At 41.2% G+C, this 23,042-nt stretch carries 25 protein-coding genes; 11 read left to right on the forward strand and 14 right to left on the reverse strand.

Annotated features, from left to right (window positions below; genetic code table 11):
- Positions 1–2: 2 nt before the first annotated feature.
- From FY557_RS16830 to FY557_RS16840, 3 genes are all read right to left on the reverse strand, one after another.
- A complete protein-coding gene (locus FY557_RS16830) occupies positions 3–965 on the reverse strand; it encodes a D-2-hydroxyacid dehydrogenase (protein ID WP_149248404.1) in 963 nt (320 codons plus the stop codon).
- A 121-nt stretch (positions 966–1,086) separates the two neighbouring features.
- The gene (gene serC, locus FY557_RS16835) at positions 1,087–2,151 is read right to left on the reverse strand and encodes a 3-phosphoserine/phosphohydroxythreonine transaminase (RefSeq protein ID WP_149248405.1); all 1,065 of its coding nucleotides are present in this window, start codon (positions 2,149–2,151) and stop codon (positions 1,087–1,089) included.
- Between the two features lie 119 nt (positions 2,152–2,270).
- The gene (locus tag FY557_RS16840; RefSeq protein ID WP_034714414.1) at positions 2,271–2,621 is read right to left on the reverse strand and encodes a 4Fe-4S binding protein; all 351 of its coding nucleotides are present in this window, start codon (positions 2,619–2,621) and stop codon (positions 2,271–2,273) included.
- A gap of 59 nt (positions 2,622–2,680) precedes the next feature.
- Between FY557_RS16840 and FY557_RS16845 the strand changes: the two genes are divergently transcribed.
- The 4 genes from FY557_RS16845 to FY557_RS16860 all read left to right on the forward strand — a co-directional run bounded on the left by FY557_RS16845 (position 2,681) and on the right by FY557_RS16860 (position 5,441).
- Positions 2,681–3,715 (forward strand): acyl-CoA reductase, encoded by a 1,035-nt coding sequence (locus FY557_RS16845; RefSeq protein ID WP_149248406.1) that lies wholly within the window; start codon positions 2,681–2,683, stop codon positions 3,713–3,715.
- Between the two features lie 35 nt (positions 3,716–3,750).
- Positions 3,751–4,197 (forward strand): peptidylprolyl isomerase, encoded by a 447-nt coding sequence (locus FY557_RS16850; protein ID WP_149248407.1) that lies wholly within the window; start codon positions 3,751–3,753, stop codon positions 4,195–4,197.
- Between the two features lie 63 nt (positions 4,198–4,260).
- On the forward strand, positions 4,261–4,728 hold the full coding sequence (locus FY557_RS16855) for a peptidylprolyl isomerase (protein WP_149248408.1): 468 nt from the start codon (positions 4,261–4,263) through the stop codon (positions 4,726–4,728).
- 26 nt (positions 4,729–4,754) lie between these two features.
- Positions 4,755–5,441 carry a Bax inhibitor-1 family protein gene (locus FY557_RS16860; RefSeq protein WP_149248409.1) on the forward strand — a complete coding sequence of 229 codons (687 nt, stop codon included), beginning with the start codon at positions 4,755–4,757 and terminating at the stop codon, positions 5,439–5,441.
- Between the two features lie 154 nt (positions 5,442–5,595).
- Here FY557_RS16860 and FY557_RS16865 read toward each other — a convergent pair whose 3' ends face one another.
- The 3 genes from FY557_RS16865 to FY557_RS16875 form a co-directional block, all read right to left on the reverse strand.
- On the reverse strand, positions 5,596–5,844 hold the full coding sequence (locus FY557_RS16865) for a DUF6952 family protein (RefSeq protein WP_149248410.1): 249 nt from the start codon (positions 5,842–5,844) through the stop codon (positions 5,596–5,598).
- Positions 5,845–5,846: 2 nt separating this feature from the next.
- Complete coding sequence (locus FY557_RS16870) at positions 5,847–6,152, reverse strand: thioredoxin family protein (RefSeq protein ID WP_146939300.1); 306 nt, start codon at positions 6,150–6,152, stop codon at positions 5,847–5,849.
- A gap of 125 nt (positions 6,153–6,277) precedes the next feature.
- Positions 6,278–6,910 carry a peroxiredoxin gene (locus FY557_RS16875; RefSeq protein ID WP_149248411.1) on the reverse strand — a complete coding sequence of 211 codons (633 nt, stop codon included), beginning with the start codon at positions 6,908–6,910 and terminating at the stop codon, positions 6,278–6,280.
- Between the two features lie 322 nt (positions 6,911–7,232).
- Between FY557_RS16875 and FY557_RS16880 the strand changes: the two genes are divergently transcribed.
- Together FY557_RS16880 and FY557_RS16885 are read left to right on the forward strand one after the other, a co-directional pair.
- Complete coding sequence (locus tag FY557_RS16880) at positions 7,233–7,532, forward strand: GLPGLI family protein (protein WP_410496091.1); 300 nt, start codon at positions 7,233–7,235, stop codon at positions 7,530–7,532.
- Positions 7,502–7,699, forward strand: coding sequence for a hypothetical protein (locus FY557_RS16885; RefSeq protein WP_149248412.1), 198 nt, complete (start codon positions 7,502–7,504; stop codon positions 7,697–7,699). The genes FY557_RS16880 and FY557_RS16885 overlap by 31 nt, the downstream gene beginning before the upstream one ends.
- 340 nt (positions 7,700–8,039) lie before the next feature.
- Here FY557_RS16885 and FY557_RS16890 read toward each other — a convergent pair whose 3' ends face one another.
- From FY557_RS16890 to FY557_RS16910, 5 genes are all read right to left on the reverse strand, one after another.
- Positions 8,040–8,468: a helix-turn-helix domain-containing protein gene (locus tag FY557_RS16890; RefSeq protein ID WP_149248413.1), complete on the reverse strand. Its 429-nt coding sequence runs from the start codon at positions 8,466–8,468 to the stop codon at positions 8,040–8,042.
- 111 nt (positions 8,469–8,579) lie between these two features.
- Positions 8,580–8,975, reverse strand: a complete 396-nt coding sequence (locus FY557_RS16895; RefSeq protein ID WP_149248414.1) for a helix-turn-helix domain-containing protein — start codon at positions 8,973–8,975, stop codon at positions 8,580–8,582.
- A gap of 112 nt (positions 8,976–9,087) precedes the next feature.
- Positions 9,088–9,489 (reverse strand): helix-turn-helix domain-containing protein, encoded by a 402-nt coding sequence (locus FY557_RS16900; RefSeq protein ID WP_149248415.1) that lies wholly within the window; start codon positions 9,487–9,489, stop codon positions 9,088–9,090.
- 177 nt (positions 9,490–9,666) lie between these two features.
- Complete coding sequence (locus FY557_RS16905; RefSeq protein WP_149248416.1) at positions 9,667–12,606, reverse strand: M16 family metallopeptidase; 2,940 nt, start codon at positions 12,604–12,606, stop codon at positions 9,667–9,669.
- Positions 12,607–12,667: 61 nt separating this feature from the next.
- Positions 12,668–13,861, reverse strand: coding sequence for a pyridoxal phosphate-dependent aminotransferase (locus FY557_RS16910; RefSeq protein WP_149248417.1), 1,194 nt, complete (start codon positions 13,859–13,861; stop codon positions 12,668–12,670).
- Positions 13,862–14,006: 145 nt separating this feature from the next.
- On the opposite strand from FY557_RS16910, the gene FY557_RS16915 reads away from it, so the two are divergent.
- The 5 genes from FY557_RS16915 (at position 14,007) to FY557_RS16935 (ending at position 19,492) form a co-directional block, all read left to right on the forward strand.
- Positions 14,007–14,828 carry a GLPGLI family protein gene (locus tag FY557_RS16915; RefSeq protein ID WP_149248418.1) on the forward strand — a complete coding sequence of 274 codons (822 nt, stop codon included), beginning with the start codon at positions 14,007–14,009 and terminating at the stop codon, positions 14,826–14,828.
- Positions 14,829–15,092: 264 nt separating this feature from the next.
- The gene (gene rsmG / locus FY557_RS16920) at positions 15,093–15,728 is read left to right on the forward strand and encodes a 16S rRNA (guanine(527)-N(7))-methyltransferase RsmG (protein WP_149248419.1); all 636 of its coding nucleotides are present in this window, start codon (positions 15,093–15,095) and stop codon (positions 15,726–15,728) included.
- 122 nt (positions 15,729–15,850) lie between these two features.
- Positions 15,851–16,258 (forward strand): hypothetical protein, encoded by a 408-nt coding sequence (locus FY557_RS16925; protein WP_149248420.1) that lies wholly within the window; start codon positions 15,851–15,853, stop codon positions 16,256–16,258.
- 4 nt (positions 16,259–16,262) lie between these two features.
- Positions 16,263–16,799 carry a DUF922 domain-containing protein gene (locus FY557_RS16930; RefSeq protein ID WP_149248421.1) on the forward strand — a complete coding sequence of 179 codons (537 nt, stop codon included), beginning with the start codon at positions 16,263–16,265 and terminating at the stop codon, positions 16,797–16,799.
- Positions 16,796–19,492 (forward strand): PD-(D/E)XK nuclease family protein, encoded by a 2,697-nt coding sequence (locus FY557_RS16935; protein ID WP_149248422.1) that lies wholly within the window; start codon positions 16,796–16,798, stop codon positions 19,490–19,492. Before FY557_RS16930 ends, FY557_RS16935 begins: the two co-directional genes overlap by 4 nt.
- Positions 19,493–19,684: 192 nt before the next feature.
- On the opposite strand, the gene FY557_RS16940 is transcribed toward FY557_RS16935, so the two are convergent.
- The 3 genes from FY557_RS16940 to FY557_RS16950 all read right to left on the reverse strand — a co-directional run bounded on the left by FY557_RS16940 (position 19,685) and on the right by FY557_RS16950 (position 22,984).
- Entirely contained in the window at positions 19,685–20,863 is a 1,179-nt protein-coding gene (locus FY557_RS16940) for an acyl-CoA dehydrogenase family protein (RefSeq protein WP_149248423.1), read from the reverse strand.
- Positions 20,864–20,984: 121 nt separating this feature from the next.
- Positions 20,985–21,773, reverse strand: a complete 789-nt coding sequence (locus FY557_RS16945; RefSeq protein ID WP_149248424.1) for an NUDIX hydrolase — start codon at positions 21,771–21,773, stop codon at positions 20,985–20,987.
- Positions 21,774–21,796: 23 nt separating this feature from the next.
- On the reverse strand, positions 21,797–22,984 hold the full coding sequence (locus tag FY557_RS16950) for an MFS transporter (protein ID WP_228451815.1): 1,188 nt from the start codon (positions 22,982–22,984) through the stop codon (positions 21,797–21,799).
- Positions 22,985–23,042 lie beyond the last annotated feature (58 nt).

Genomic DNA, 23,042 nt, shown 5'->3' on the forward strand with positions numbered 1-23,042 from the left:
TTTTATTTTATAGTTTCTTTAATCTTAATAATTTGTTCGGCAAGTTCAACTCCGATTTTTTCCTGGGCATCCACCGTGTTTCCTCCGATGTGCGGAGACAGCGAAAGGGCAGGATTCATCAGTAACAGAACTTCCGGGCTCGGTTCTTTTTCAAAAACGTCCAGCGCAGCACCCGCTACTTTTTCAGATTCGATAAAATCGATCAGGGCAACTTCATTCATTACGCCGCCTCTTGCCGTATTGACGATGTAAACGCCGTCTTTCATTTTTTCAAACTGAGGCGTGTCTATAATGTATCCGTTGGTTTTCGGCGTATTGATGCTGATGAAATCCGCATCTTTAAGAAAGGCATCCATATCGTTGGTGGAAGTAATCTCAAAATTCAGCGACTGGCCGTCGAAGAATTCCAGGGTAAGGGTTTTGGTCTTTGGCTTTCTGGTCAGGACCTTTACTCTCATCCCTAAAGAAATCCCTATTTTCAATACTTCCTGGCCGATGCTTCCGAAACCGATAACACCCAGCGTTTTTCCCGAAAGCTCATACGCGTTAGCAAATGACTTTTTCATGGCATTGAAGTGCGTTTCTCCTTCCAGCGGCATCAGCCTGTTGGATTCATGAAGAAACCTCGCCAGTGAAAAGAAATGGCCGAATACCAGCTCTGCCACGGATTTTGAAGAAGCGGTAGGCGTATTGATGACGTATTTTCCTTTTTCAATTGCATATTCAACGTCGATATTATCCATCCCAATGCCACCTCTTCCGATAATTTTCAGATTGGGACAGGCATCGATAAGATCTTCTCTCACTTTCGTGGCGCTTCTTACCAGCAGAACATCTACGTTGTTTTCGTTGATGAAACTGATGACGTGGTCCTGGGCAACCCTGTTGTCCAGCACCTCGATTCCCGCATTTTTCAATGCCTGTTCACCTGCTTTTGAAATTCCGTCGTTAGCTAAAACCCTCATGTTTTTATATTCTTTAATTATTTAAATAAGTAAATTTTAAATAATTTAACAGTGGCGCAAATTAAGAAAATTTAAAATAACACCCTATATTATTTAAATAATTGAATTTCAAATTTTTATATTATTTCATTGATTTCATGGCATCCACCAATACCTGTACGCTTTCGATCGGCATGGCGTTGTAAAGACTTGCTCTGTATCCGCCTAAGCTTCTGTGCCCGTTCAGCCCGCTGATTCCGGCTGCTTTCCATGCTGCATCAAACTCCTCTCTTTTGGTTTCGTCGGTAATTTTAAAGGAAACATTCATCAGGGATCGGTCTTCTTTGACGCAGAAGGTTTCAAATAAAGGGTTGCTGTCGATTTCGTCGTACAGGAGTTTCGCTTTGGCTTCGTTTCTGGCTTCTGCCGCTGCAATTCCTCCGTTGTTTTCCAGATATTGCAAGGTAAGCAATGAAGCATATACCGGGAATACCGGCGGCGTGTTATACATGGATTCCTTAGCGATATGCTGCGAGTAATCCAGGATGGAGAACATATTTTCCCTTCCTGTTTTTCCTAAAATTTCTTTTTTGATAACCACCAGAGTTACTCCGGCAGGTCCCATGTTCTTTTGGGCTCCGGCGTAGATCAGGTCGAATTTCGAGAAATCCAGCTGTCTGGAAAAAATATCGGAACTCATATCGCAGACCATCAGCGTACCCACTTCCGGGAAAGATTTCATCTGGGTTCCGTAAATCGTATTGTTGGAGGTGCAGTGGAAATAATCATATTCTGAACCTATGGTATAATCTTTAGGAATGAAAGAATAGTTTTCTTCTTTGGAAGAACCTACAACATCTACCGTTCCTACTTTTTTAGCTTCTTTAATTGCACCTGCCGCCCAGGTCCCCGTGTCCAGGTAAGCCGCTTTTCCGCCTACTTTCATCAGGTTGTAAGGAACCATCGCAAACTGAAGGCTGGCACCCCCGCCCAGATACAAAACTTCGTAATCATCACCCAGATTCATCAGTCTTTTTACGATGGCGCGCGCTTCATCCATTACCGCTACAAAATCCTTGCTCCGATGCGAAATTTCAAGAAGGGAAAGACCCATTCCGTTGAAATCCAGAATTGCCTGTGCCGATTTTTCGAAAACTTCCTGAGGTAAGATGCATGGTCCTGCGCTGAAGTTGTGCTTTTTGCTCATATTATTTATTTTTTGGATTTTCTGTAAAGTTTCCCTTACCGTTTCATTTATAGTTTCTTATTAAATTCAGGTTTTGATACATAAAAAAACCGCCTCATAATGGATGAGACGGCAGTTTTTTATTCTCCGTGTAAGAATGCTTTTTTGTTAAGCAGTGCTTCTTCAGATTCTACGTGGTCCTCATCCGGCACGCAGCAGTCTACCGGGCAGACCGCTGCACACTGCGGCTCTTCGTGGAAGCCTTTGCATTCCGTACATTTATCCGTTACAATGAAGTATACATCATCACTTACAGGTTCCTGCGGTGCATCCGCATTTACAGTAAGCCCTGATGGCAGGGTTACGGTACCTTTCAGTTCAGTACCTTCCGAAGCTTTCCAGTCTACTGCTCCTTCATAAATTGCATTGTTCGGGCATTCCGGTTCGCAGGCTCCGCAGTTAATGCATTCATCAGTTATTTTAATAGCCATCGCTAATTTTTTTTAAATTTGCACAAAATTACAAAATATTCCCCAATTTTACAGTAATTATGAATACCGAAAATCAAGTTTTAGGTCTTACCAGACTCAGTGAATATATAAAAGACTTTTTAGCAAAAGATCAGCCAACTTACAACGAAGACGATGCCGGTTTTGAATCTCTGCTGCAAAGATCCCAGATCGAAAATCCCTGGTTCACCGTTGAAAACCAAAGGTTTGCCTTACAGCAGTGGTGTGATCTGCTGACGGAAGAAAATATAAATAACTGGCTGGAAGAATATCAGATTTCAAAAATTTCAAAAAGGGTAGGGCTTATCCTGGCCGGGAATATCCCGTTGGTCGGTTTCCATGATGTGGTCTCTGTAGTTCTGAGCAACCACATTCCGGTGATCAAGCTTTCCTCAAAGGATAAGTACATGATTCCGTTCCTGTTAAAAAAATGGAATGAATTTTCAGAAGGCAGCGTTCCGTTTGAATTTGTGGAACGGTTGGAGAATTTCGATGCGGTAATTGCTACCGGAAGCAACAATACAGCACGGTACCTTGAATATTATTTTAAGAACCATCTGCACATCATCCGTAAAAACAGAACGTCAGTTGCTGTTTTAAGAGGCAACGAAACGGAAGACGAACTGAAGCTGCTGGCAGAAGATATTTTCCGGTATTTCGGACTGGGCTGCAGGAATGTTACCCGGCTGTTTATCCCGCAGGATTTTGTCATCGACCGTTTATTTGAAAGTTTCCTGGACTTCCAGGATATCATCAACCATAACAAATACGCCAACAATTACGACTACAACCGGGCGATTTACCTGCTGAACCAGGAAAAATTCTGGGACAATAATTTCGTGATGCTGAAAGAGGATGAAAAATTATTCAGTCCGCTTTCCGTTATCAATTTCAGCCGGTATTCTTCTCTGGATGAGGTGAAAGATTTTATCACTGAAAATGAAGAAAATATTCAGTGTGTCGTAGCGAAAGAAGAGCTGGGCCTGGATTCCGTAGAACCGGGAGAAGCACAGAATCCGGGATTGCATACGTACGCGGACAATGTGGACACCATGAAATTTTTATCGGTAATATAATTCTTCGTATCTTGCCGTTACCAATCATGATCCGTATGAAAAAAATAGTGGCGGTCCTTACCGTATTGGCTTTTCATCTGGGATTTTCCCAGGGAAGCCAGATCAAAATTGTTGAAAGCAAGAAAATCGAGCTGACGTCCGAATTAAGTAAAGACCAGATTGCCATTTACAATCAGTCGTTTATTAAGTTTGTCGCGGCATTGAAAGATTCGGACAAGCAGGCCGTTAATGGGCTGATTTCCGATAAAGTAAAGGATATTGTATCCGATGATATGATCCGGAAGTTATTCGGCGGTATCAGCTTTGAACGGAAGACCGAGGTTTATAAATCGGGATACCAGAAGCTGCTGGATAATGCAACGTATCCGGCGATCCAGTACAAATATGCCGATGATCCGTCTGATCCGCCAAGAGATATCATCACCGTTATTTTTGAGAACGACGGTAAGATTCTGGGAGTAAAGCCGGAATACAGCAAATGAAAATCAGCGGCAGACAATAAGTCCAAGGTAAATCTGTTTATGATTTATCAGAAATAAAGTCTTATGAAAAAAATAATATGCATCCTTTCCGTTTTATCGGCACCTTTCTTTTTCTCCCAGAAAAAAGCAGTTCCCAAAGCTGAACCTAAAAAGGAGAGCATGAGTAGCGATACCAAAGCGGCCTTGCAGTTAAGCAAAGAGGAACTCGCTCTGTATAACGGGAATTTCCTGAAATTCATCAGTGCGCTGAAAGTTTCCGACCGTAAAGGGATGGATGCCCTGCTGTCCGAAAAAGCAAAGAAAATGGTTACCGAAGTGGTATATCAGAAACTGGCTGTTGACATTGATACCCATAAAACCTTTGCCGTCACCAAAAGCGGTTACAAGCCTTTTATCGATGGGAGCAGCTATCCGATGATCCAGTATAAATATGCAGATGATAAATCGGCTGAACCGGCGAAGATCATTACCGCCGTTTTTGAAAGAGATGGGAAAATTATGGGAATTAAGCCCTATAAGACAGTAAAATAAAATCAATTAAACTAAAAAATAAAACTATGATGACAAATGTTTTAGTGGCACATGCCAATGATGTGGATAAAGCAGCATTTTACAGGAAGACGTATATACATGTTGCCTTGTCGATCCTTGCTTTTATCGGGGTAGAAAGCGTATTGCTGAAAATGGTTCCGGATCAGGTGATCTTTGCCATGTTTGCCCAGCGGTATATCTGGCTGCTGATTATTGGGGTATTCTGGCTGGCTTCGGTGCTGGCAACCAAATGGTCGCTTTCTCAGAGCCAGTCGACGCAGTACTTCGGGCTTGGATTTTATATAATTCTGGAAGCGGTTATTTTCCTGCCGTTGATAAAAATCGCAACACTTTATGCAGGACCGAACGTTATTTTCCAGGCAGCAATGCTTACAGTGGCGATGTTTGCAGGAATTTCCCTGGTAGCTTTTACTTCCAAAAGGGATTTTTCTTTCCTTAGGAATATCATCATTATCGGAGGATTTATCTCATTGGGACTGATTGTCGGTGGAATGCTTTTCGGATTTAATCTTGGGCTTTGGTTCTCGGTGGGAATGGTAATCCTGGCCTCTGCCACGATTCTGTATCAGACCAGCATCCTGAAGAACGCCTACAGCACCAATCAGTATGTAGGAGCTTCCCTGCAGCTGTTCGCTTCGATTATGCTGTTATTCTGGTATATCCTGAGCATTCTGATGAGCAGAAGAAGCTGATTGAAATAAAAGAGATTTGTAAACCCAAAAAATCCTGATGTCTTGGCATCGGGATTTTATTTTTGGTTGGATTAAACACACAGACGGCACTATTTGAGCACAAATGAAACCATCGGAGCGGTGTTTATTCGTGAAGAATATTTTTGAGATTCGGCTATTTGTCGATCGAACCTAATACTTTCTGAGCAAATGAGTTTAAAGCATCCTTTTCACTCATTCCGTTCTGTACGCTGGCATGAACCTCAAGGGCTCCGCAGATATTGGTAATCAGCTCTCCGGCGACATTCATATCCTCTTCGGTGGTTCCTCTGAATTCCGTGAAGCTTTCCAATACTTCAAGAGTCTTTTCTAAATTTTCAGGAGTCTGGTTCTGATAGAACTGTCTGATGATGGGTAATTTCATGATTACAATTCGTTGAATAAGTTGATTAAACTTTCCGCCTGGTTAGACTGTACCTGGTTCACCAATTCACCATTTCTGAAAATGGCAAATGTCGGAAGATTGTCTACTTTAGCCAGTTTTCTGCTTTCCGGCAATTTTTCTGCATCTACATACAGGAAAGGAATGCTGTCGTTTTCAGAAGCTAATTTTTTAAATTTCGGCTTCATGATTCTGCAGTTCCCGCACCATGTGGCGCCGTACTGTACCACTACTTTTTCATTTTCGCTTACAATATTCTGAAGCGTATCTTCTGTTAATTCCGTATACATGAGTTAAATTTTAGGATAAAATTTAACAATGTACCAATATAACCTTATAACAGCCTGTCAATCTCATTTTCTGCTGCATTACTGTTACATTGCCTAATTGATACATTGTTATTAAAATTAAAATATTAATTTTTTGCTAAGTATTCAGCGGTAGAAGTACGGTCGGCTTTCATCGCATCCTTTCCTTCTTCCCAGTTGGCAGGGCAAACTTCACCGTGCTTCTGAACGTGCGTATAAGCATCGATTAATCTGATATATTCTTTTACGTTTCTGCCAAGCGGCATATCGTTTACAGACTCGTGGAAAATTTTTCCCGTCTCGTCGATCAGGTAAGTCGCTCTGTATGTTACGTTTGATCCGGTGAAAACTTCTTCACCTTCTTCGTTGTATTCGAAATCCTGGTCTACAATTCCAAGGATGTTTGCCAATTGCCTATGCGTATCCGCCAAAAGAGGGTACGTTACTCCTTCGATACCGCCGTTGTCTTTGGAAACGTTCAGCCATGCGAAGTGTACCTCGTTGGTATCGCAAGAAGCACCGATTACTTTGGTGTTTCTTTTTTCAAATTCAGGCAAAGCTTCCTGGAATGCGTGAAGTTCAGTCGGGCATACGAAAGTAAAGTCTTTCGGGTACCAGAACAAAAGCACTTTCTGCTGGCTGGCTGTAGCTTCTTCAAAGATGTTGATTCTAAGATCATCCCCCATTTCAGACATTGCATCTACGGTTACATTTGGGAATTTTTTTCCTACTAAAGACATAATTTCTTGGTTTTTATATTTAAATTTTCTGATGCAAAGATAAACATACTGTATCTATCATACAAAAGCACTTCGATAAATATAATCTATAATAGTTTTTGATCTAATAAGACGGAAAATAGCCCTGAAATTAATAGGTTTTAAGTATAATTTTAATTGGAAATTATTAGAACAGGAATTTTATTCGTACTTAAAGAAGATAGATGATCAGATTACTGATAAAGCAGGGGAAAACTTGATCTATGTATATCAACTGGAGGGTCTGGTGATACTTGTGCACAGTTTGGATTGACGTACACTTTTTATCAGGATAATAAGGACGATTGGTGCAACAGATGTCTATCAGGCAAGAATTAATAATAAACTTAACTGGGAAATATTACCTGATAAAAGTAAAGTCGCCAGTTTTGAAGTTCAGAAAGCAAAAGTAACGTATGGCGGGAGAAACTTGACCGCCTGGTTTGCTGTTGAAGTTCCTATTCAGGACGGACCTTACATTTTCCACGGGTTGCCGGGACTGATTGTTACAATTTCAGACGAACGGAACGATTATAATTTTAGTCTGACGGAAATAAAAACGGTAACGGTACAATGTACTATAGAAATAAAGGTTCGGAATTAACCTGGGAACAGTTTCAGACCTTAGCGATCACTTACTATTCAGATCCTTTTGCGTGCATCAAATCCATGGGAGTTCCCGTAAAAAAAGATGACGGAGCAGGCAATACGGTTTCTATGAATATCAGAAAAGAATCTGAAAGACTGAAGAAAATAATCAGGGAAAAATAATAATCCGGTAGAGCTTAATCATAAAATTAATTACCAATAAAGGTCACGGAATTTCATCACACTTTGCCAAAGTTGGAATCTTTGACAAGGTTTTAAATAGAAACCTGCTCTAGTGCAGGTTCTGTGCGTTAATTAACGTGAGTTAGGTAAGTATAATAGCCAACATCAATAGAAATAAAAATTGTCATCGTAGCCTATCTAATGAAGCCCATTTACCATATATTGCATAATGAGCGGCCTTAGCCGAAACTTACAATTGATTTTTGTCTTTATGTTCAACTCACATTAATCAGTTTTCCGCTTCTATGCTGATAAGATCATATTGCTTGTACCATTTACCTTATTTGTTTTGGAGAAGCTTCTCAAGCATTTCAATCGTCTGATTTTTTTCTCTAAGGGTACGTTCGTACAAAGCCGCTTTCTCATCGTTAAGCCTTTTAATTTCCTCTAAAGTTTCCAACCATTTTTCAAGAGGATTGATGTGAATCGTCGGGTAATAATTATATCCGTTGGATTGATCATTAAAGGTATTCGAAATAATCTGAACCGCCTGCTCCTGATCAAAATTGCGAAAAGCCTCAGCAGGAATCTTCAATACTTCTGAAATTTGTTGCAGCAGAGAATCTTCAATAACATCCTTCTGTTCCAGCAGCGATACTTTTTTCTGGTTCCAGTCTTCGCCGAGGTCGAAAGCCAGTGCTTCCTGCTTGATGCCAAGCATCTCCCTGAATCTTTTTACGTTGCGTCCCTGATGTACTTTTTGTTCCATGACCGGTGTTTTAATTTTTAGTAAAGGGTAAATTTAAAAAATATTGAGAGATTGGGCAAGGAAGAAGTTCGGTGTGTGATTTTAAATACAAAACCTGCTGTTAAGGCAGGTTTAATTATTATTGAGGATCATTTTCTCAAGCTTCTCAATAGTATCTTTCTGCTGCTGAATAATTCTTTCATACAGTTCAACCATTTTATCTAACGGATTAAAATTACAATTGGAATTTATGGCATTTAATGTTGAAGTATCATTACTTGTAAAAGTGTTTGAGATTACGTTAATAGCCTGATCTTCACCAAAATTCTGAAAAGCCTCAATGGGTATTTTCATAACTTCGGATATCTTTTGCAGCAATGCTTCTTCCACAACATCCTTCTGTTCCAGCAGCGATACTTTTTTCTGGTTCCAGTCTTCGCCGAGGTCAAAAGCCAATGCTTCCTGCTTGATGCCTAGCATCTCCCTGAATCTTTTTACGTTGCGTCCCTGATGTACTTTTTGTTCCATGACCGGTGTTTTAATTTTTAGTAAAGGGTAAATTTAGAAAATATTGAGGGACTGAGCAAGGAAGAAGTTCAGTGATTTTAAATTTAAAACCTGCTGTTAAGGCAGGTTTAAATTATTTATTGAGTATCATTTTCTCAAGCTTCTCAATCGTTTCTTTCTGCTGTTGAAGCATTCTCTCATATAGTTCAACCATTTTATCTATTGGATTAAAAGAAGGTTGGTAACTAAATCCGGAGGCAACTGCATTATCTTTAAAATCTTGAAAAGAATAAGTATTCGCAATAACATTAATAGCCTGATCTTCATCAAAATTCTGGAAAGCCTCAACGGGTATTTTCATAATTTCGGATATCTTTTGCAGCAATGCTTCTTCCACAACATCCTTCTGTTCCAGCAGCGATACTTTTTTCTGGTTCCAGTCTTCGCCGAGGTCGAAAGCCAACGCTTCCTGCTTGATGCCAAGCATCTCCCTGAATCTTTTTACATTGCGCCCCTGATGTACTTTTTGTTCCATGACCGGTGTTTTAATTTTTAGTAAAGCGTAAATTTAGAAAATATTGAGGGACTGGGCAAGGAAGAAGTTCGGTGCGCAGTTTATTTGTGGAAAGTACAGGTTGGTAGAATTGTTTTGCCTGATGGAATAATTGATTTCAAATTAAAAGAGGCTGTCGCAGGACAGCCTCTTTCTTATTTAATAACCGAATATTTCAGTCAGGGTCAGTTTTTTTACTTCACCGAGTTTCTGCATATCGGCTTCGCTTACTTTGTCCTGCGATGCCACCAGGCAGTAGGTGTAGCTTTTATCTTTCATTTCCTTATCGTGGAAACTGCTGATGTCGGCAAACGTCAGTTTCGGAGCCTGTTCGTACACATTTTTACGGATGTCCGAATTGTTTCCGAGCTTCTGTGCTCTCAGGTAGGTAAAGATGATGCCGTCCTGCGTAATCCTTTCAGCCGCAATCGACTTTTTCAGGCCGCCTTTCGCCGTTTCAAACAGCTGGTCGGACTTCGGAAGGGTCGTTAACAGTTCGTTCATCGCCGTAGTGGATTCGTTGAACTTATCCGCCTGGGTTCCGACATATGCCGTGATCATGTCTTTGTCCTCTTTCTTGCCCGGAAGAGAGAAATAAGAATACGTTGAATAAGCCAGCGCTTTCGATTCCCTGATGGTCTGGAAGACCACGGAACCCATTCCGCCCCCAAAATAGTTGTTGAACAGGCTGACAGTTGGGGTAATGCTCACATTGTAAGGATCGCTGTTGCGTACCCAGAAAATTTCCGCCTGAACCATATCGTAATGGGCAAACAGCACCTTGTTTTTATCGGTAGCTACCTGGGTGAACGTTTTGGACTTCGGCATTTCCTTCAGGGAATTCGGTACCTGGTGGATCTTTGTAAGGGAAGACGCGATTTCATTAGCCGATTTCGGTCCGTAGTGAAGGATCTTATGTTTAAAATTAAACAAATCGTGCAGCATATTCACCAGGTCTTCGGCTTTCAAAGCATCCAGTTCAGCATCACTCAAAGTATTGTTGAAAGGGTTTTGGGCACCGTACTGGGCGTAACTTCTCAATCCGCTCATAATGGCACCTTTATTCTGCTTGGCATTGGCTCTGGATTTTTTCAGTCTCACTTTATAAGCATCCAGCGCTTTCTGATCAGCCACGCAGTTTTTGATGAGGTCTTCGAATAAAGCGGCGGTTTTGTCGAAATTTTCATTCAGACCTTCTACGGTAACGTAGGTTTCTTCGTTTCCGGCACTTACATTGAAGTTTGAAGCCAGCTTATAGAACTCTTTGCTGATGTCTTCCGAAGATTTGTTTTTTGTGCCCAGGTATTGCAGGTATTCTGCAGCGATCGGAAGGATTTTGTTGTTCCATTTGCCGGCATCGAAATAATAATACAGCCTGAACAGATCGTTATCGGTATTTTTTACCGAAAGCACGTCTACGGATTTTACTTTGCTTTTTGCGATGTCCTTATCGAAATTCAGCCATACGGGAGCAATCGGGGATTCCGGCATTTCGTCGATCTTTTTCAGGAACGGGGACTGGTCTTCCCGGTTCACGGAAATCGGTGTAATGGTCGGCTTGTCTACTTTTACGATGTTTTTATCTTCACCTTTTCTTTTGTAGACCGCTACGTAATTGTTGTCTTTAAGATACCTGGACGCAAAATCCATAATATCTTTTTTCGTCAGCCTGGAGATCTCCTCGATGTATTCCAGCTGGGTCTTGTGATCTACTTCCGAGGTGAATTCGTCCATCAGCGATTCTGCCCTCGACGTATATTTTTCGTACTTCTGGATCATGTTTTTCTTCTCGTTATTCACGATAGACTGCATCAGATCCTGGGAAAATTCACCCTTTCTCAGCTTGTCGATTTCCTGAAGCAGGAGGTTTTTTACTTCGTCCAGAGACTGCCCTTCCGTAGGATTTCCCTGCAATAAAAGGGCGGAATAATCTTTCAGGACGTAAGGGTAGGCGTATGCACTTAGCAGCTTCTGTTTTTTCACAAGGTCAAGGTCGATAAGCCCTGCCTGTCCGTTGGTCAGCATGCTGCCGATAAAATTCAGCATCCTTGCATCTTTCGTGGTAGCTCCCGGAAAACGGAACCCGATCATGATGTTTTCAGGATTCGGACCCCAGACTTCTTTGGTAACAGGCGCCGTAATTGCGCTTTCCTGACCTGGATTATAAACCGGGACCGGCTTGTTTTTCATATAGGAAAAAGCCCGGTCGATCTTGCCGATCATTTCATCAGGATTAAAATCTCCCGACATAATGATCCCCATGTTGTTGGGAACATAATAATTGTTGTAATATTCACGGATCGCTTTCAGTGAAGGATTCTTCAGGTGCTCAATCGTACCGATGGTAGTCTGCTTTCCATAATTGTTATTCGGGAACATCGCCGCAAACATCGCTTCATAGACTTTTCTTCCGTCATTGTCCAGTCCTCTGTTCTTTTCTTCATACACGGCTTCCAGTTCCGTATGGAAAAGCCTTAGGATCGGCTGTCTGAAACGCTCGGCCTGAACTGCAAGAAACTTATCCGTTACATTGGCCGGGATGTCTTCCGTGTAAACGGTCTGTTCGTAAGACGTAAACGCATTGGTTCCGTCGGCCCCCATTCCCGACATCATTTTGTCGTATTCGTTGGCAATGGCATACTTGGCCGCCTCTCCGGAAACTTTATCGATCTCTTTATAAATCTCCTTTCTTTTGGCTTCGTCCGTCGTCGAATTGTACTTTTCATAAAGGGCATCGATCTGATCCAGCAAAGGCTTCTCCTTTGCCCAATCTTTGGAACCGAAAGAATCTGTTCCTTTAAAAAGCATGTGCTCCAGGTAATGGGCAAGACCGGTATGGTCTGAAGGATCGGTTTTGCTTCCTGCTTTTGTCGCGATATACGTCTGAATCCTCGGGTCTTTTTTGGTCGGGCTTAAAATAACGGTCAGTCCGTTTTTCAGGGTATAGTATCTTGCTGAAGTTGGGTCATTCGTTACATATTTATACGTATAGCCGTTAGACTTTGCTTCCTTCCACTGGAAATCCTGCCCGTACGCATAGCCGCAGTAGCTGGCGGCAGCAATGCTGGTGGCAATAGTTAGTTTTTTTAAAAAGTTCATTGTCTGATATGGAGTTAAAATTTAAACATTCAAGATTTTACGGGATTTTTAATTATTTAATTTAATTAAACTGATCCAGAAGGGTTTTGATTCTTCTCATTGCTTCCCGCAAATCATCTTCCGAAGCCGCATAAGAAAAACGGATACACTCCGGGCTTCCGAACGAAACACCGCCGACACATCCTACATGTGCATTTTCCAGGATAAACATCGCAAAATCATCGGAATTCTTGATTTCCGTACCGTTCAGCGTCTTCCCGATGTAATAGGAAACATCCGGAAAGAAGTAAAAAGCGGCTTTGGGCAAAACCACCTTAAAACCCGTAATTTCTTTCATCAGGTCATACACCAGATCCCTTCTTTTCTTAAAGGCATCAATCATATACCTGTATTCCGAAGGATCGGCTTGTAAAGCGGTAATTGAAGCCCTCTGCGCTACGGTATTGGCCCCGCTGGTCATCTGACCCTGAATTTTTTCGCAGGCTTTGGCCAGCCATTCCGGACACGCAGAATATCCGATCCTCCAGCCGGTCATTGCAAATGCTTTGGACATTCCGTTGATAACCGCAGTCTGCTCATACACTTCAGGAAACCGGGCGATGGAAGTCGTCTTCGTTTCATAATTGATGAATTCGTAGATTTCATCTGAAATAACGGTCACATGAGGGTACTTGGCAATTACCCTGGCTAAAGATTTCAGCTCATCATATGTATAATACCCACCGGAAGGATTACATGGCGAACTGAAGAGTACGGCTTTGGTTTTGTCGGTAATGGCTTCTTCCAGCTGCTCAGCCGTGATTTTAAAATCCGTAACGTAAGAAGTCGGAAGCATCACGGAAACGCCGCCCATCATTTTTACCATCTCGTCGTAGCTTACCCAATACGGATTCGGCAGGATCACTTCATCACCGTCGTTCAGCAGTGCTGCGAGGACATTGATGATCGCCTGTTTGGCCCCGTTTGAAACACAGATCTGGGCCGGCTTGTATTCCAAGTGATTATCTCTTTTCAGTTTATGGGCAATTGCCTGACGGAGTTCCAGGAACCCCGGAACAGGAGAGTAGTGGCTGTAGTTCTCGTTGATGGCATCGAAAGCGGCCTGCTTAATATTGTCCGGAACATCAAAATCGGGTTCGCCCAAGGTGAGGCTGATCACATCTATTCCGTTGGCTTTCATTTCTCTGGCCTTATTGGACATCACGAAAGTCTGCGAGTAACCGAGTCTGTTTACTCTTTCTGAAAGTTTCTCCATGTACTTATTTCTAGAGTGACAAATATATAATAAAAACTATTTCTTGAAAAATAAAATAAAATGACTTTAATGATAAGGCCTGCATAAAGTTTATCACTATATTTGTAGTTGTTCGACCGGCTTATTAATAAAAAATCATAATAAAATGTATAAAATCCTTTTTCTGCTGATCATGTCCATGGCTTCAGCACAAAGCTATCGTTTCGTTTACGAATATAAAATGAAGCCTGACACGGCTAAAAAAGATTCAGTGATCACCGATTACATGAACCTGGATACGGATGGCAGGAAATCCTATTTCTATAATTCGGTAAAGTACGAACGTGATTCAACCTACGCGGTAACCAGGGATTTTAAAGATCTTTTTCAGGCTAAATCTTATGATCAGAACTTAAGTTATGTTATCGAAAAGGATTACGCGGAGAAGAAAATCAGTTTTTACGATAACTTCAAGACCGTCAACATTCTTATCCCGGAAAACGAAAACCTGAAATGGAACATCGAAAAAGAATTTGCAGAGATCAATGAGATGAACTGCCAGAAGGCAACGGCAGACTACAAAGGCAGAACCTGGGAAGCCTGGTTCAGCAAAGATTATCCTGTAAATGACGGGCCTTATAAATTCAGCGGTCTTCCCGGATTGATTATCAGGCTTAAAGATGCTGAAGATGACCATATTTTTAATTTAATTCAGGTTAAAAAAATCGGTGCCCTGCCCATGGTTTTACCGAAATCCCCGAAGCAGATTACGCTTGCGGAATATAAAAAAGCCATGGCCGATTATTCGTTCTCCAATGAAGATATCGAAGGGATGGATGTCAGCAAACAGGACAGTAGAATATCCATCCGTCTGAAAGACGGATATGTTGCTAAGTTCGGAGCGGATGAAATGAAAAAGGTACAGAAGCTCGATGAAGAGATAACCAAGCGGCTGAAAAGAACTGACAATTCTATTGAAAGAAAGTAGTTTTCACTAAAGAGCCGGAAGGTGGGCTGGATGCCGGAAGTCTACTTTTAATTATAAAAAATTAAGGGTTATAATTAACTTTAGCCCTATTGATGCAGAGAATCGTTGACATTCCAGCCGCTGATTTTTCGGCCTTAACGGCATTCCATTCAGCAAATGACAGCAGTTGATATCAATCTATTTGTGAAATCTCATATTTTGAAAGGTCTATTTTTTGAATAAAGCGGGTAAAAAAACTTATTTTTGCCTTTTATAATATTTCAGATGTCTACAACGTTACTATTAAAATACTTTCCGGATCTTACAGAAACACAGATCGATCAGTTCGCTAACCTGGAAAATCTGTATAATGAGTGGAACGAGAAAATCAATGTGATTTCAAGAAAAGATATGGAGTCGCTCTATGAAAAGCATATTTTACACTCTTTGGGAATTGCCAAGGTTATGGCTTTTGCTCCCGGAACAAAAGTATTGGATATCGGCACCGGCGGCGGATTTCCGGGGATTCCTCTGGCAATTCTGTTTCCTGAAACTGAATTTACGCTGATCGATTCCATAGGAAAGAAGATCACAGTGGTGAATGCCGTTGCAGAAGGGGTCGGTTTGAAGAATGTAACGGCCATCCATGGAAGAGCGGAGAAACTAAAGGAGAAATTCCATTTTGTGGTAAGCCGTGCGGTTACCCAGATGCCGGAGTTCCTCAGATGGCTGAAAGGGAAGTTTGAAAAAGAGCAGTTCAACCAGAAGCACAACGGAATCCTGTATCTGAAAGGTGGAGACCTGGCAGAAGAACTGGCCGGACTGAAATGCGAAATTTTCAGCCTTAAGAATTATTTCGACGGAGAATTCTATGATACTAAAAAAGTGGTTTATCTTTCTAAAGGAAATTTTAATTCCTAGCAGGTAAACTCATCAAAGAAGGACAAAAGATTTAGTAATGGAATAAAATCTGAAGTAAGTTTCTACTCACGGGCACAGAGGAATAATTTTTGTTTAAATTTTTAATAATCAAAATTTTAGCGATGAAAAAGTCTTTCCATATTTGTTTTTCGGCAATGTTTTTAGGATTATTTCTGACCTCCTGTAATAACGATGACAATTATAATACGATTGAATCCGTAGACCGGATTAAGATCGACAGTGTAAAAATCATTAATGATACGATGGATGTCTTTACGGTGCAGAGTATCAGAACCTATTCTACCTTTCCGTCTCACTGCGAAGGATTTTATGGTTATGATTATGTTTACAGCAATAATCTGACAAGAAACGTAACCGCATATAAATACATTACCGACGGGCCTTGTACACAGGATACATACACCGCTGCCAACCAGATCAATTTCAGTCCGCAGCAGAAAGGAATGTATACTTTTAAATTCTGGAACGGCGGCAACAGCTGGATCACCAAAACAATAGTAGTTGAGTAAATAAATGAAAGGAATTTTTGTAGCCTGCCTTCTGATTTCCAATGTGATATTTGCCCAGAAGATTTACTGGGAAGAAGGAAGAAAACTGAACTGGGGCAATTTTAAAAGCCGGATTAATACCCAGAGAGGAACCAATGTAGTGGCTTATACCAACTGCGGCTGGTCTTACTCCTATGTAAAATCCTCCAATCCGAAAGTGCCTGTAAAAATAAAAATAGAAACAATCTTTAACGAAGATAAATCCTGGAAGGATGATAAAAGGATCAACGATTATGTGCTGCTTCACGAACAGAAGCATTTCGATGTTGCCGAAGTTTTTGCCCGAAAGCTTAGAAAAGAAGTTTCGGAAAGAATAAAAACGGGAGCGGATTTCGATAAATATTTCAAATCCATCTACAGCAGGATCCTGAAAGAATACCAGGATTTCCAGCGGGCCTACGACGGTGAAACAAAAAACGGAATGGTAGAAGAGAAACAATCGGAATATAATCGTATCATTGCTGAAGAATTAGAAAACTATAAAAGCTTTAAAACGTCTTGAAATTCCTTAATAAAGTCATCCATGAACTCTTAGAGCAGAATGCCGATTTATCTGAGTTTAATATCGTGCTTCCCGGAAAACGTCCGATTGTCTTTATTAGGCGGATCCTGGAAGACCGCAACTATTCAGGCTTTCTTCCGACTTTTTTTACCATTGAGGAACTGATTGATAAAATTGCCGGTCAGCAGGAAATCCAGGGTATTGCACTCTGGCTTTTTGCTTTTGATGTGTATAAAAGCCTGAATCTGATTCCGAATGACGATTTTGCAGAATTCCTGAAATGGTTTCCGACCCTACAGAAAGACTGGGACGATATGCTGAAATTTGCCGACAGCGATACGGCGGTCCTGCAGTATATGTTTGATGAGGAGCGGATCAAAGAATGGGCACAGGATTTAGGCGAAGACGATGAGACCCCCAGAAAGAAGTTCCTGAATTTCTGGAAGAACATGAATGTTTTTCTTCCGGTTTTAAAGGAAAAACTGCAAGAGAAAGAATGGGCAACTTCCGGGATGATCAACGAAACGGCAAAAGCAAAAATCAGTGATTTCGCTAAAAACACAAAGCAGCAGTTTATTTTCTGTGGCTTCAATGCCTTTACGCCCGCTGAGGAAAAACTGGTCAGAAACCTTCTGCAATGGAATAAGGCACAATGCTTTTTTATGGCAGACCGGTATTATTTCGACGATGAAAGGCAGGAGGCCGGAAAGTTTTTGAGGAGTCATAAGACCTGGAAAGAATTTGACGATAACCGTTCTTTCCAGTGGATCGAAGATGATTTTAACCAACCTAAAAATATAAAAGTCTACGAAGTTTCCGGAAATATTACCCAGACCAAAATTTTACCGGAGATTTTTGAAGGTATTGAAGACAAAACGTATTCCAATACCGCTGTTGTGCTGCTGGATGAAAACCTGCTTCCGGCAAGCCTCGATGTGATGCACGGTGTCCGGAATCTGAATATTACAATGGGTTTTCCTTTGAAAAACCTTTCCTTTTCCAACGCGGTGAAGCAGCTTTTTTATCTGCAGAAACAGTTGGAGAAAAACAGGTCTTCCTATTATTACCGCGATATTTTCCCGATTCTGGAGGAACTGCCGAAATCCGCAGAGGATGAGTTGGTAATCAACAATTTCAAAGCCAAAATAGAGGAACGGAATATTGTTTACATCTCCAAAAAACTGCTGCATGAACTGCTTGGAGGACTATCTTATTTTAATCTGCTGATCAAAGCAGCATCGGCTGCTATTTATCTGGATGCACTTATTGAATTCTGCCGGCAGATCAAATGGCTGGAAATCGACGACATCCAGTACGAAAACGTATCGCATTTCGAGAATGCTTTCAGGATCATTAAGAACCAGCTGGCGCCTTACCGGTTTGAAATCAGGATGGAAACGCTGGAAATCCTGATTAACCAGCATATCAATTCCGAAAGCATCGACTTTCAGGGGGAGCCGCTGCGCGGACTGCAGATTATGGGGTTGCTGGAAACCCGTCTGCTGAATTTTGAAAATGTAATCCTGCTTTCCGTGAACGAAGGGAAGCTTCCGCTCGGAAATTCACAGAATACCTATATTCCGTTTGATATAAGGAGGGTTTTCGATCTCCATACATTCCTCGAAAACGACAGCATTTATGCCTATCATTTTTACCGCTTGATCCAGGATGCCCAAAATGTTCATTTGCTATTCAATGCTTTGAGCTCAGGAGTAAATACCGGCGAAAAAAGCCGCTTTATCACTCAGATCGAGATGGAAAGTTCCCATCCCATCGAGCACGTCATTATTGAGAACTCTTCGGAACCTATCGTTACCCAGCCGATCGAAATTTCAAAGACGGAAATTGTCATGCAGCGGCTTGAGAAATGGAAAGAAAAAGTTTCCGCTTCACACCTTACCAGCTACCTGTATAATCCGATTGATTTTTACCTTTCCAAGATTCTGAATACTTCGGAAAGCGATGAAATCGAAGAAGAACTCTCCGTAAAAAATTATGGTAACCTGGTGCACTATACACTTCAAGAAATATATGAAGTGTTAAAGGGTAAAATATTAAAGGAAAACGATCTAAAAGACTCAGTTAAAGCCATTGATCAGTATATTGAAATTGCCATCGAAAAACTGAAGCACCAGCCTGAGTTTTATGAAAAGGGAATGAACTTCATCCATAAAGCAATAGCCAAAAAGGTAATTGAAAATATCCTTACTTATGACCTTGACCTTGTAAGAGACGGAAATACCCTGGAAATTCTGGATATTGAAAAACGTTTTGAGGGAGTCGACTTCTACCTTGGTGAAAATAATAAAATTTCCTTTTTCGGATTCATCGACCGGATCGACCGGCTAAACGGTACATTAAGGATTATTGATTATAAAACTGCAAAAATCAAAAACCTGATTGTAAAAATCGATGAGACCAACGTTGATGAATACTTTCATAATAACGAACGTAAACAGGCCCTTCAGCTCTGCATTTACCAGTATGTTGTCCAGAACCTTCCCGAATTCTGGGGAATGCCGATTGAAACAGGAATCTGGAGTTTCGCCGAAGCAAAAAAAGGCGTCGTTTCCCTGCAATTTGAAAAAGGAGATATTGATGAGGCGATGAAATCGGTAAAAAGCCTGATCGAAGAAATCCTTAATCCGGATGTTAGTTTTGTAGAGGAAATCAAAGCGTACAGCAGTAGTTGATCCTGGCGGTACAATCGGCTTAAAAGTCTGGAAGAAGGAAGATGGATGCCGGAAGGTTTTCCCATCCATAACACAACCTGCAGGTTTAAGTAACCAAATGATATTTTTTGTCAGCTATTGTTTAGCAAAGATAAACACAGAAAAAGGAGCCTGATTTTCAGACTCCTTTTTGTACTTTGAACTTAATTGGATTTAAAAAGCATTAATGCCCGTAATATCCAGACCGGTAATCAGCAGATGTACATCGTGGGTCCCTTCGTAGGTAATTACAGATTCCAGGTTGGCGGCGTGCCTCATCATCGGGAATTCTCCCATAATACCCATTCCTCCTAAGATCTGGCGGGACTCGCGCGCGATGTCGATGGCCATTTTTACATTGTTTCTCTTGGCCATGGAAATTTGGGCCGGGGTTGCCTTATGGTCATTTTTAAGGTTACCTAACTGTAAGCAAAGCAATTGGGCCTTTGTGATTTCCGTTAAGAATTCAGCCAGCTTTTTCTGTTGCAGCTGATAGGAACCGACCGGTTTCCCGAACTGCTTTCTTTCTTTGGAATACTGAACCGCGGTGCAGTAGCAGTCGATAGCGGCTCCGATAACGCCCCATGAAATTCCGTATCGGGCAGAATTCAAACAGGACAGAGGCCCTTTTAAACCCGTGGCGCCGGGAAGTAAATTCTCTTTGGGAACTTTCACGTTATTAAAGACCAACTCTCCTGTTTTGGAAGCCCTTAAGCTCCATTTATTGTGGGTTTCCGGAGTTGTAAATCCTTCCATTCCTCTTTCAACGATCAGCCCCTGAACTTTACCTTCCTCATTTTTAGCCCATACCACGGCAATATGGCAAAGCGGAGAGTTGGTAATCCACATTTTGGCACCGTTCAAAAGATAATGATCCCCCATGTCTTTGAAATTGGTTTCCATAGAGCTCGGGTCGGAACCGTGGTTTGGTTCTGTAAGCCCGAAGGAACCGATCATTTCTCCGGCTGCCAGCTGGGGTAAATATTTTTTCTTTTGTTCTTCAGAACCGAATTCATTAATTGGGAACATCACCAGCGAACTCTGCACAGAGGCAGCAGAACGTACGGCAGAATCACCTCTTTCCAACTCCTGCATGATCAGTCCGTAAGAAATCTGGTCAAGCCCGGAACCTCCGTATTCTACGGGAATATAAGGTCCTAAAGCCCCGATCTGCCCCAACTCTTTCATTAGATTGGGAATGTCGGTATGGTTTTGGGCAGCCTGATCAATCTGCGGCATCACAAAACCCTCCACCCAGTCTCTTACGGACTGCCGGATAAGCTTATGTTCTTCGGTGAGTAAAGCATCGATCCCGTAATAATCGGGAATGCTGGTAAGGGAATAATATGACATTCTATTTTAATTTTCCTAAAAATAAGACTTTTCATTATTACAGGAAAATTTTTTTTATACGTCTTTTACCGGTTGATTATTAATATTTTAAACCGGCTATTGAAGCGGAAAGCCGTAAAAATCAGTCTTCCTCTCCGTTGGAAATAGGGTAGCGGTTGGTAGGATTGTAAATTCTGTTTTTAAACTTATACAGGTAGGGTGCTTTATTGGCAGAACCGTCATATAATTTTTCCAGTCTTTCCAGGATATTCAGGCTCAATATTTTACGCTGGAAATTATTTCTCCTGAATTCCTCATTTAATATGGTTTCGTACAACAGCTGAAGATCTTTCATGGTAAACTTCTCAGGAAGCAGATTACTGGCGGCCACTTCGGTATTGATGTTCATTCTCAGGTATTCCAGGCCGGTTTCGATAATCCGGTCATGATCAAAGGCCATTTTCGGAAGCTTATCTACCTCAAACCATTCACAGCTTTCATTAAACGCATCCGGAAAGGTATTGGCCATCGAAAAGTCGATCAGGCTGCAGTAGCCGACGGTAATGAACCGCTGGAAGATCCAGTGGTCTTTCGGCACTTCAACGCCTTTGTTTCTGAGAAGAATCTGGTGCACATTATTTTCTGTCCGGTCGATTCTTCCGAAAGTATGGAACTGTTTTAAGAAAATATCTTTAAGATGCGTGCGCTCGTATAAAACACGGGCAGCAGCTTCCCGCAGATCTTCGTCATTAAAAACAAAACCGCCGGGCAGAGACCAAAGATCCAGGTCGTGGTACTTCAGCAGCAGGACTTTGAGGATGTTGTTATGAAAACCAAATATGGTGCAGTCTACAGAGACGTGTGCTACAAAGTCTTTTGTATCAATGAGTTCCTGAAGGGTTTCTTTGTTTTTTTCGGTATTGATTTTCATGGAGGTAAAAGTAAAATTTTTTTCTAAATTTTCTGATCTGCAAATCTAAAATAAATTAAGCTAATAATAAAGAGTACGGACACAGCACACAAAATATAGAAAGGATAAAAATTAAGCAGTTTGTTTTCAAATAAAACGGCCATCGTCACCGAGCTTACCGAACTTCCCAGTGAGGAGAAAATAACGATCAGCGAAGTAAGAAGATTAGCCTTTGATTTATCGATGCTGACGATCATTTTAGAATTAATCACCGGATAAAGCGGTGAAAGGAAAAGCCCGATCACGGGAAATAAAAAGAGCAGGACCCGTGAGTCTTCCGCATCGGCAAACTGGATTCCGATGATGATCGTCAGTACCAGCAGAATTAACGAAATGCACAGGATATAGTATTTCGATAATGAGAACCTTTGAATAATATTGGCCGTAATTATTCTTCCGATATAGGAAAACAAGGCCAGGAATGATGAAGCCTGAAGGGCAAAAAAAGAATTGACCTTCAGATGGTTTTTATAAAACGAAGGCAGCCAGGAATTGAAGCTCTGTTCAACAAAGAGAATGGAAAAAATAACCGCCAGAAAAATGATCAGTATTGGATTCATTAAATTGGAGACTTCCTTAAAAATGTTATTCTGTCCTTTTTTGTCAGGTTCCGAAATCCGGAGCCTTGAAAACAGAAATATCGCGATCCCGGATAAGACCGAAATTGATAAAAACCCGAATTTCCAGAATTCTGAAAACCGGCTGGAGATCAGCCAGCCAAAACCGGTATTTACCACAAAAATCCCGATCATGAATGAAGCTTCCACGCTGTTCATGGTTTTTGCCAGCGACATTTCATCAGGAATATTGTTTCGGATAATCCCAAAAACACAGATTTTCACAATCGCAAAACAAGCTCCGATAATGGCAAACCATAATTTATAAAACCAAAAAACCTCGACAAACGGTAAAATTAGTGAACAAATCCCAACAATTGTTAAAGCTAGAATCAGGGAATTTTTCATGCCGGCTCTGTTGATAAAATTAACGGCAAAAAGTGAAATAAAGGCAACGGGAAGATCCTTGAAAGACTCTAAAAAACCCAGCTTATCATAAGTGATTTTTGCTGCCGAAAGTTGAAGAATCACAATGCCCATGCAGTTTAGCACCATGGAGAAAATAAGGAAGGTAAGCTTGAGCGGAAGTGAAAATTCGGAGAGCTTGGATGTCATTTTGGGGAAACTTTTTATCGGATTTTTAAAAATAATCAGGGTTTGCAGGATAAAATTT

The sequence above is a fragment of the Chryseobacterium sp. SN22 genome, from assembly GCF_008329705.1.
Classification (GTDB): Bacteria; Bacteroidota; Bacteroidia; order Flavobacteriales; family Weeksellaceae; genus Chryseobacterium.

Bases quoted from the DNA above. Each gene is read 5' to 3' on its own strand.
- FY557_RS16870 (WP_146939300.1), bottom strand. From the start codon at position 6,152: ATGTATACGGAATTAACAGAAGATACGCTTCAGAATATTGTAAGCGAA.
- serC (WP_149248405.1), bottom strand. From the start codon at position 2,151: ATGAGCAAAAAGCACAACTTCAGCGCAGGACCATGCATCTTACCTCAG.
- FY557_RS16850 (WP_149248407.1), top strand. From the start codon at position 3,751: ATGAAAAAAATAGTGGCGGTCCTTACCGTATTGGCTTTTCATCTGGGA.
- FY557_RS16890 (WP_149248413.1), bottom strand. From the start codon at position 8,468: ATGGAACAAAAAGTACATCAGGGACGCAACGTAAAAAGATTCAGGGAG.
- FY557_RS16910 (WP_149248417.1), bottom strand. From the start codon at position 13,861: ATGGAGAAACTTTCAGAAAGAGTAAACAGACTCGGTTACTCGCAGACT.
- FY557_RS16885 (WP_149248412.1), top strand. From the start codon at position 7,502: ATGTACTATAGAAATAAAGGTTCGGAATTAACCTGGGAACAGTTTCAG.
- rsmG (WP_149248419.1), top strand. From the start codon at position 15,093: ATGTCTACAACGTTACTATTAAAATACTTTCCGGATCTTACAGAAACA.
- FY557_RS16925 (WP_149248420.1), top strand. From the start codon at position 15,851: ATGAAAAAGTCTTTCCATATTTGTTTTTCGGCAATGTTTTTAGGATTA.
- FY557_RS16905 (WP_149248416.1), bottom strand. From the start codon at position 12,606: ATGAACTTTTTAAAAAAACTAACTATTGCCACCAGCATTGCTGCCGCC.
- FY557_RS16950 (WP_228451815.1), bottom strand. From the start codon at position 22,984: ATGACATCCAAGCTCTCCGAATTTTCACTTCCGCTCAAGCTTACCTTC.
- FY557_RS16840 (WP_034714414.1), bottom strand. From the start codon at position 2,621: ATGGCTATTAAAATAACTGATGAATGCATTAACTGCGGAGCCTGCGAA.
- FY557_RS16830 (WP_149248404.1), bottom strand. From the start codon at position 965: ATGAGGGTTTTAGCTAACGACGGAATTTCAAAAGCAGGTGAACAGGCA.
- FY557_RS16865 (WP_149248410.1), bottom strand. From the start codon at position 5,844: ATGAAATTACCCATCATCAGACAGTTCTATCAGAACCAGACTCCTGAA.
- FY557_RS16945 (WP_149248424.1), bottom strand. From the start codon at position 21,773: ATGAAAATCAATACCGAAAAAAACAAAGAAACCCTTCAGGAACTCATT.
- FY557_RS16895 (WP_149248414.1), bottom strand. From the start codon at position 8,975: ATGGAACAAAAAGTACATCAGGGACGCAACGTAAAAAGATTCAGGGAG.
- FY557_RS16900 (WP_149248415.1), bottom strand. From the start codon at position 9,489: ATGGAACAAAAAGTACATCAGGGGCGCAATGTAAAAAGATTCAGGGAG.
- FY557_RS16845 (WP_149248406.1), top strand. From the start codon at position 2,681: ATGAATACCGAAAATCAAGTTTTAGGTCTTACCAGACTCAGTGAATAT.
- FY557_RS16875 (WP_149248411.1), bottom strand. From the start codon at position 6,910: ATGTCTTTAGTAGGAAAAAAATTCCCAAATGTAACCGTAGATGCAATG.
- FY557_RS16915 (WP_149248418.1), top strand. From the start codon at position 14,007: ATGTATAAAATCCTTTTTCTGCTGATCATGTCCATGGCTTCAGCACAA.
- FY557_RS16855 (WP_149248408.1), top strand. From the start codon at position 4,261: ATGAAAAAAATAATATGCATCCTTTCCGTTTTATCGGCACCTTTCTTT.
- FY557_RS16930 (WP_149248421.1), top strand. From the start codon at position 16,263: ATGAAAGGAATTTTTGTAGCCTGCCTTCTGATTTCCAATGTGATATTT.
- FY557_RS16860 (WP_149248409.1), top strand. From the start codon at position 4,755: ATGATGACAAATGTTTTAGTGGCACATGCCAATGATGTGGATAAAGCA.
- FY557_RS16940 (WP_149248423.1), bottom strand. From the start codon at position 20,863: ATGTCATATTATTCCCTTACCAGCATTCCCGATTATTACGGGATCGAT.